Raw genomic sequence first — 6,780 nt, 5'->3', positions numbered from 1 at the left:
TCAACATGTAAGCGGATTGCCTCCACTTTCGTTGTATCTTCATAATGCTTAAACTTTTGCCCTTTAACCGCCACAAAAATACACCCCCTAGAATTTCATCGGAATAACCTAGGGGTTTTTCCAATGTCTATTCTAAGGGGTGCACTTCAAAGAAGTGCGGCGCCTTTTTATTAATGTAGTTAACATTTCATTTAGAACATTGGAAGCTGATCCAAATTGTTTGTTGGATCTCCATCTGCGTCGCCTCGGATATAGATGTCGCCATCTTTTCCTTTAAAGGCATTTACCCCTGCAATATGACCTGCTTGTACCTCTTGAAGTGCCGTTGCATAGTCAAGCACTCGGCCGCTATTCGTTTTGAATGCGGTAAGATCACCGTCTCCATCCTTTTGTACAGCAACAATTTGCTCCCTAGTATCTTGTCCGCCAACCTCGTGACTCATCTTTGTTAGCCCCTCTCAACTGATAAGAATGTACAGCCAATTACTATCATGCCTTGCGTGTGCAATAATTATGCACCATCGCTTACAAAAAAAATCCAGCGCTATCGCATGAGGAGCGAACGCTGGATTTTTGTTTTTATTTTCTTTTGATTGCGTCAGCTGGAATTTTCCTTCGCCAAACAAACTGCTCGTCATGCGACAAGGAATCATGTATTGCGAAATTTGCTACAGAACCAATAACAATGCCGATAATTCCAAACATCCCCAATAGCCAAATGGCTAAATAGGCATACTCTGCTGCCAACAGCAACCGCCTCCTGCGCGCTTTCTATCATCGTATGCTGTTAATCGTGCCTTTAGTATTGTTTAAATTAAATCCACAATTAGGTCGCATGAAATAGCTTTAAGCAGCATATCAGAGCAGTTCTAGCGGGCAACGATTTATTGTAAAGAAGTTGATCGTTTTTGCCGATAATGGAGTAAGGAGGTGTATTATGGATATAGCAGCAGCATCAATTGCGATGAATCAGAACAGCTTAGCACTTGCAGCGAGCATCCGTGTCATGTCTTTAGCAAAGGAACAAGCTACGCAGCAAGCGCAGGATATGGTTCAAATGATGAAACAAGCACAACCTCATTTAGGCCAAAGCATCGATATACAAGTTTAAACTGAACCCCCAAAGGCATAAATCGCTACTTGGGGGTTTTCCATCTTGAAACTGTTTCAAATGAAACTGATTGGTTTAGTTAATCTAATACGAAGGCCTGCTTCTTTGAGATTGTTCAGAAAACTAACATTATCCTAATCTCATTGTTAAAAAATTCTAACAACCTTCGTTTATCCTTAATTTAACAAATGAAAAGTTGGAGGGATTATGATGAACATTTGCTTTTATCAACAAAGAATTGAAGAAGTACGAGCTGAAATGGTCGAGATATTTGGCGCGTGCAATAATTTTACAGATCAAGCTGTTCTCAAAATTAGCCAAGAACTGGATTTTCTCTTAAATCAATATTCCGGATGTTTAGCCAATCATTCAAATTAGCCCTTTCGCATGAAGAGGTTTTCTTATATTGCATGGAAGAATATGAAATTACGTTTCGGAGGTCTGATTGTGGAGATAAAATAAAAAGGACCCTTGCTATGCAAGGGTTCTGAACGTGTTCCTACCTAATCAAAATTTTGCAGCACACTCCTCTTCACCTCATAAGGCTCACGATCCTAACTGCCACAACACTATTCGATTTCCCTGTTTTGATTTCCCTCCTGCTTCCTCTAATTAACTACTTTACCTTACCATGCTCGGCGCAGCTCTTTCTTAAAAGAATGGAACAATCAACTGCCGCGATTAAAGTTAGCTTTTTCGGGATAAAAAAACACCCACAATACTGGGTGCTTGTTTCTACTATTTTAAAACGATTTGAGCTTTTTCCCCATCATCTTCAAGCTTAATTACAAGACTTTCATTGGAACTAGCTACCGAGTCTGGAACTTCGATTACAACAAAACCTTTTTTGCTCGCTAATGGTTTAATACTATTTTGACTCAAATCTCCATCGATCATAGTTACAGTGTAATCATATTCATACTCGCCTTTAAAAATAGCTTTCATTCGAATACCATTTATCATTGCAGTAAAATCATTTGCCTCTTTACCATTATTGGTAACATTATAATTTAATACGATAAATTTATTGCCTTCATCAGCGCTTGAGGAAAACATATCACTACTCACTTTTTGATTAAACTCAAATGATTCAAGGGTAATTTCCCAAGTGCCTAATTTGAATTTATCACCTGGCTTGAAGGATGCTTCTTTCGGTTCCTCCGTAGGCGGAGTTTCTGTTTCTTTGGGTGTTTCAGTAGCCTCAGTTTCCTTGCTATCCACCGTGCTTGCTTGATTGTTATTCGAAGATTTGGCTGCATTATTTGTTTGTGATCCCCCGCATGCTGATAAAACAAGCAATATGAGTGCGAGTAATGTAAAGACTTGAACTTTTTTCATCAAACTTTCCCCCTTCAACAATTTTCTACATATTACCACAAATTCTAAGGGTTGTCTTAGAAATATTTGTAATACTACGTCAATTCTTTTTCAAGTAATTGATACCTATAATAGATTTCTAAAAAATACTTTTAATAATTGCTCTATTTAATATCCATAAAATGGTAATTGTTGAAGTTTCTCATTTGCTATATCAAGCACCTATTTACTGCCTGAGTGTTTTGAACTAATCGTTTCGAAATGGTATAGTAAGTTTATTGCTCCCAGGTTGACTTTTCAGCGAATTGTCAATTACAGAGAAAGCGAATTCTTAGCATAGAGACGCGGCAGCACCTGCCTTTTTCGTCGAATATCTCAAAAGGAGGATAACAGCCCATGCAGGTTGAAAACTGTGTACCGTCTGGCATTCAACCCAAAGACACTGGCTTCGGCTACACATTGTCTGTTATTGGCGGCAAATATAAAATGACCATACTGTACTGGCTCTCCGAAAACAAGGTCATGCGGTTTAATGAGCTGCAACGGAAAATCGGCACTATATCCTTTAAAACATTAAGCGTGATGTTAAAAGAGTTGGAGACAGACGGCATTGTCAGCCGCGAGGAATTCCCACAAATCCCTCCCAAAGTTGAGTATTCCTTGACCGAGTTGGGGCAAACGATTATTCCGGTACTGGATATCATGTGCCAATGGGGAGAAAAAAACGGCATACCAGCCGCGCAGGCGGCGACAATTCCGCTTTCAATGTAAATGCGCACGAAGAAAAGAGGTTGTCCCAAAAGCTATGAAAATGGCTCTGTGACACCTCTTTTCAATTTTCAAGAGACTGTCAACTAATAAATATAACCTTTAGCGACTTTTAACAGCTCCCGCTGGTATCCCTCGATCAATTTGTTCGTGTAGATGAGCTTGCGCAGCTCCAGCAGATAGGCAAAGATGGTCGAGAGCTCCTCTCGATTTCTGTCCCCACGACTTCACTAGTAACAGGCTTTACGTTCCCCATTCTTCCACAAATCGATCCAGTTCCGCCACGCAGACAAGAAGGATGTCTTGGCCCCATTAGGAGCTTGCCAAAAAACCATTTGAATCGGTAAAGTATTCATCCCGTGTCCAATATTCAAGTATTGACTCTCATACAAACATGAGATATATTTATTTCGTAGCTTATTAAAATAATTAAAATAACTATTTAAAAATAATAAAGGAGAATTATAAAAACATATTCGCAGGACCACAAAATAATTTAACACAACGGAGAATGGACATGGTTTTTCTTATTTTAATTTATTTGGCCTTTATCAGCCTTGGATTGCCCGACTCCCTGCTTGGTTCATCCTGGCCCATCATGAATACGGATTTGGGTGTTCCCATCGGAAATGCGGGAATTGCATCCAGTATTATTTCCATAGGCACCATTATTTCAAGCTTGCTCTCATACAAGTTGATTCGGGTCATTGGTACAGGCAAGGTAACGATTATCAGTGTCGCCATGACTGCCGCTGCACTACTTGGTTTTTCGCTTTCGCCTTCCTTCATTTGGTTATTGGCTTTTGCGATTCCGCTTGGTCTTGGGGGCGGAGCCGTTGATGCCGGACTGAATAGGTTTGTGGCCGAGCATTATGAAGCCAAACATATGAACTGGCTGCACGGTTTTTGGGGTGTTGGAGCTATGCTAGGCCCTATTTTGTTGTCTACGCTCGTATTGTGGGGAAATACGTGGAGAAGCGGATATTTTACTATATCGATGGTACAGTTTTCATTAGTTATGTTACTGCTGTTTTCTCTTCCAATGTGGAGGAAATTTGAAGGCCCGTCAACGAAGCCGGCTAACGAAGATCTGCAATCCAAAGAGAAGCCAGGACTGCTCGCTTCGCTGAAAACAAAAGGTGCTATCTTTGGGATGTTTTCGTTCTTTCTGGTTTCTTCAACGGAAGCTTCCATGATGCTATGGGGATCAAGTTATTTGGTGAAAAACGAAAGCATTTCGCCTGAAAGCGCTGCAGGTTGGGTATCCTTATTTTTCTTGGGAATCACGGCCGGACGGATGTTAAGCGGCTTTATCTCTATTAAGTTGAGCAATGAGGCGCTGATTCGCCTTGGAACCTTTCTTATGATTTTCGGATTTTTTATCATGCTGTTGCCGCTTCCGACGATTTTCACATTAATCTCATTCATTATTGTTGGGACAGGGCTTGCGCCGATCTATCCATCCATGCTGCATCAAACGCCCATTTATTTTGGGCAGCATAACGCACAGGCGGCTATGGGCATGCAAATGGCATTTGCCTATACCGGTACTACGTTGGTTGCACCATTGCTTGGACAACTTTTTGCGCACGTCTCCTTCTCCTTAATGCCTTATGTTCTTCTCACCTGCGGCGTCGGATTGCTGACTTGTAGGGAAATGCTAACGCGGGCGTATAAAAGCAAAGCTGGCGTTCACAAAAGCACTTCTTTGGAGAGCTAAGCTAAGTGTTTGAAGTAGCAGGCCGAATGCTCCAGCTTTAAATATAGAAAGGCGGATGAATGATGCGAATTGAACATGTCGCAATCTGGACCAAGGACCTTGAAATGATGAAATCGTTCTATGAGAAATTTTTCAACGGCATCATAAATAAAAAATATGTGAATGAAAAAAAACAATTCCACTCGTATTTTTTGACCTTTGAATCAGGTGCGCGTTTGGAATTGATGCAAAAACCCGAGCTTGTGGAGTTGGAAACTGCCGATTATTACGGCATAACCCATTTTGCTTTTTCAGTCGGTTCTGAGGAAAAGGTGAATGAATTGACGGATCGCTTAAAGAAGGAGGGCTTTCAGGTTTTTGATGGGCCTCGAACAACCGGTGATGGGTATTACGAAAGTGTTGTGCTTGATCCAGAAATGAATCGGTTAGAAATCACGATTTAAACGAGAGATGGCGACCGATTTCAAAGTAATGCTGAAGAAAGTGGCCGAGTTGGGTTATGAGGGGGTTGAAATTGCAGGATATGGCGGTCTTCCTGCCGATGATCTGAAGGCGCTATTGGATGAACTCGGCTTGAAAGGATATAGCAGCCATCTTTCTCTGCACGCGCTTCGTGCTGATCTGCAAAAAGAGATTGATTACTTGAAAGCTATCGGCGCTCAATACATGGTCTGTCCTTATCTATTCCCTGAAGACCGACCGAAAAATGCAGACGAATGGCGTACCTTATTTGTAGAGCTTGAACAAATCGGGAAGGAAGTTCAAAAACAGGGACTCATTTTTGGTTATCACAACCATGAATTTGAGTTCGAGGGCGTAGTAGGCGGTAACAATCCTTTTGAAGCCTTGTTTGCAGAGACAACACCGCAAGCTGTTCAGATGGAGATGGATGTATGCTGGGTGCAATTTGCAGGCAAAGATCCTCTTCAGTACATCGACAAATATGCCGGCCGTCTCCCCTTGCTTCATCTAAAAGATTATAGCTTAGACGACCAAAGACAGATGGTTACATTAGAGCTTGGCGAGGGCGTAGTAGATCTGCCAGCCGTAATCAAAGCAGCTGAGCAAGCCGGAGTCGAGTGGCTGATTGTGGAACAGGATTTTTGTCAGAGCCCTCCGCTGCAAAGCATTGAAAAAAGCTATGCATGGTTAAAAAGAAACTATCTTACCTAAATGAGGTTTTATTTCAATGAGTATGGGACAAACAGCTAAGCCAAGAGCAGCTCCTTTGTCTTAAAAAGCTTTGCGATTTTAATCTACCTTATTTCAATTGAAAGACAACGACTCTCGTCGTTGTCTTTTTTTGATTAGATGGAAAAACACTACACAGCGAAGACGTTTCCTGCTACTTGGTTGGGCCAGGAATCGCTACGCACTATCTACTTCACCCAAATTATCAATTATTAATTCTAACTGGACGACTCACTTGAATTAATAAGTTTGTTTATCGTTTCAGATAGCTCTGATTTCGAGAATGGTTTTAATAAATAATCTTTAACTCCTAGTTGCATTGCTTTGCGAAAGTAAATGTGTCCGCTGAGCCCCGTCATTACAATCCATTGAGTATCTAAAAATCTATTACGATAGCTCTCAATAAACGTCATTCCATCCATCCCCGGCATGATAATATCTGTGAGTATGATATCCATATGATCCTCTTCCATAATTACAAGAGCCTCTTTGGTAGAAGAAGCTTCATATACGTTGAGATCTGGAAAACTCTTCATTAGGGTGCGTTTAACATCACCTTTTATTATGAAATCATCATCAATAATCAGAATATTCATGACCTTACTCCCCTATCGTTGAAAAGATTCAAGTAAACGCGGGTTCATCAGAACCTTTTCACCATAGAAGTCTACTT

General features: G+C 41.0%; 10 protein-coding genes and 1 pseudogene. 6 read left to right on the top strand and 5 right to left on the bottom strand.

What is annotated here, in order from left to right:
* Positions 1-191: 191 nt before the first annotated feature.
* On the bottom strand, positions 192-443 hold the full coding sequence (locus AC1DOV_RS19795; protein WP_076268203.1) for a DUF3892 domain-containing protein: 252 nt from the start codon (positions 441-443) through the stop codon (positions 192-194).
* 136 nt (positions 444-579) lie between these two features.
* A complete protein-coding gene (locus tag AC1DOV_RS19790; RefSeq protein WP_441883064.1) occupies positions 580-747 on the bottom strand; it encodes a hypothetical protein in 168 nt (55 codons plus the stop codon).
* A 190-nt stretch (positions 748-937) separates the two neighbouring features.
* Between AC1DOV_RS19790 and AC1DOV_RS19785 the strand changes: the two genes are divergently transcribed.
* Both AC1DOV_RS19785 and AC1DOV_RS19780 read left to right on the top strand, forming a co-directional pair.
* Positions 938-1,111, top strand: coding sequence for a YjfB family protein (locus AC1DOV_RS19785; RefSeq protein ID WP_076268202.1), 174 nt, complete (start codon positions 938-940; stop codon positions 1,109-1,111).
* A gap of 207 nt (positions 1,112-1,318) precedes the next feature.
* Positions 1,319-1,489, top strand: coding sequence for an aspartyl-phosphate phosphatase Spo0E family protein (locus tag AC1DOV_RS19780; RefSeq protein ID WP_441883062.1), 171 nt, complete (start codon positions 1,319-1,321; stop codon positions 1,487-1,489).
* Positions 1,490-1,849: 360 nt separating this feature from the next.
* Here AC1DOV_RS19780 and AC1DOV_RS19775 read toward each other — a convergent pair whose 3' ends face one another.
* On the bottom strand, positions 1,850-2,449 hold the full coding sequence (locus AC1DOV_RS19775; RefSeq protein ID WP_477510119.1) for a DUF4352 domain-containing protein: 600 nt from the start codon (positions 2,447-2,449) through the stop codon (positions 1,850-1,852).
* A 375-nt stretch (positions 2,450-2,824) separates the two neighbouring features.
* Here AC1DOV_RS19775 and AC1DOV_RS19770 point away from each other — a divergent pair, with 375 nt between their 5' ends.
* On the top strand, positions 2,825-3,199 hold the full coding sequence (locus AC1DOV_RS19770) for a winged helix-turn-helix transcriptional regulator (RefSeq protein WP_477510118.1): 375 nt from the start codon (positions 2,825-2,827) through the stop codon (positions 3,197-3,199).
* 95 nt (positions 3,200-3,294) lie between these two features.
* Here AC1DOV_RS19770 and AC1DOV_RS19765 read toward each other — a convergent pair.
* Positions 3,295-3,478: pseudogene (locus AC1DOV_RS19765) on the bottom strand (IS256 family transposase); the annotation flags it as partial.
* A gap of 235 nt (positions 3,479-3,713) precedes the next feature.
* On the opposite strand from AC1DOV_RS19765, the gene AC1DOV_RS19760 reads away from it, so the two are divergent.
* The 3 genes from AC1DOV_RS19760 (at position 3,714) to AC1DOV_RS19750 (ending at position 6,089) form a co-directional block, all read left to right on the top strand.
* Positions 3,714-4,916, top strand: a complete 1,203-nt coding sequence (locus AC1DOV_RS19760; RefSeq protein ID WP_477510117.1) for an MFS transporter — start codon at positions 3,714-3,716, stop codon at positions 4,914-4,916.
* Between the two features lie 62 nt (positions 4,917-4,978).
* Positions 4,979-5,359 (top strand): VOC family protein, encoded by a 381-nt coding sequence (locus AC1DOV_RS19755; protein ID WP_477510143.1) that lies wholly within the window; start codon positions 4,979-4,981, stop codon positions 5,357-5,359.
* Positions 5,360-5,366: 7 nt separating this feature from the next.
* Positions 5,367-6,089, top strand: a complete 723-nt coding sequence (locus AC1DOV_RS19750) for a sugar phosphate isomerase/epimerase family protein (RefSeq protein WP_477550821.1) — start codon at positions 5,367-5,369, stop codon at positions 6,087-6,089.
* Between the two features lie 236 nt (positions 6,090-6,325).
* Here the strand turns inward: AC1DOV_RS19750 and AC1DOV_RS19745 are convergent, their stop codons facing one another.
* Positions 6,326-6,703 (bottom strand): response regulator, encoded by a 378-nt coding sequence (locus AC1DOV_RS19745; protein ID WP_477550820.1) that lies wholly within the window; start codon positions 6,701-6,703, stop codon positions 6,326-6,328.
* Positions 6,704-6,780: the final 77 nt, after the last annotated feature.

This window comes from Paenibacillus sp. 01T47, assembly GCF_056398245.1.
This window is presented reverse-complemented; position numbering and strand designations above follow the sequence as displayed.

Excerpts from the sequence above, each read along its gene's own strand:
- AC1DOV_RS19795 (WP_076268203.1), bottom strand. The coding sequence starts at position 443 with ATGAGTCACGAGGTTGGCGGACAAGATACTAGGGAGCAAATTGTTGCT.
- AC1DOV_RS19785 (WP_076268202.1), top strand. The coding sequence starts at position 938 with ATGGATATAGCAGCAGCATCAATTGCGATGAATCAGAACAGCTTAGCA.
- AC1DOV_RS19780 (WP_441883062.1), top strand. The coding sequence starts at position 1,319 with ATGATGAACATTTGCTTTTATCAACAAAGAATTGAAGAAGTACGAGCT.
- AC1DOV_RS19775 (WP_477510119.1), bottom strand. The coding sequence starts at position 2,449 with ATGAAAAAAGTTCAAGTCTTTACATTACTCGCACTCATATTGCTTGTT.
- AC1DOV_RS19770 (WP_477510118.1), top strand. The coding sequence starts at position 2,825 with ATGCAGGTTGAAAACTGTGTACCGTCTGGCATTCAACCCAAAGACACT.
- AC1DOV_RS19760 (WP_477510117.1), top strand. The coding sequence starts at position 3,714 with ATGGTTTTTCTTATTTTAATTTATTTGGCCTTTATCAGCCTTGGATTG.
- AC1DOV_RS19755 (WP_477510143.1), top strand. The coding sequence starts at position 4,979 with ATGCGAATTGAACATGTCGCAATCTGGACCAAGGACCTTGAAATGATG.
- AC1DOV_RS19750 (WP_477550821.1), top strand. The coding sequence starts at position 5,367 with ATGGCGACCGATTTCAAAGTAATGCTGAAGAAAGTGGCCGAGTTGGGT.
- AC1DOV_RS19745 (WP_477550820.1), bottom strand. The coding sequence starts at position 6,703 with ATGAATATTCTGATTATTGATGATGATTTCATAATAAAAGGTGATGTT.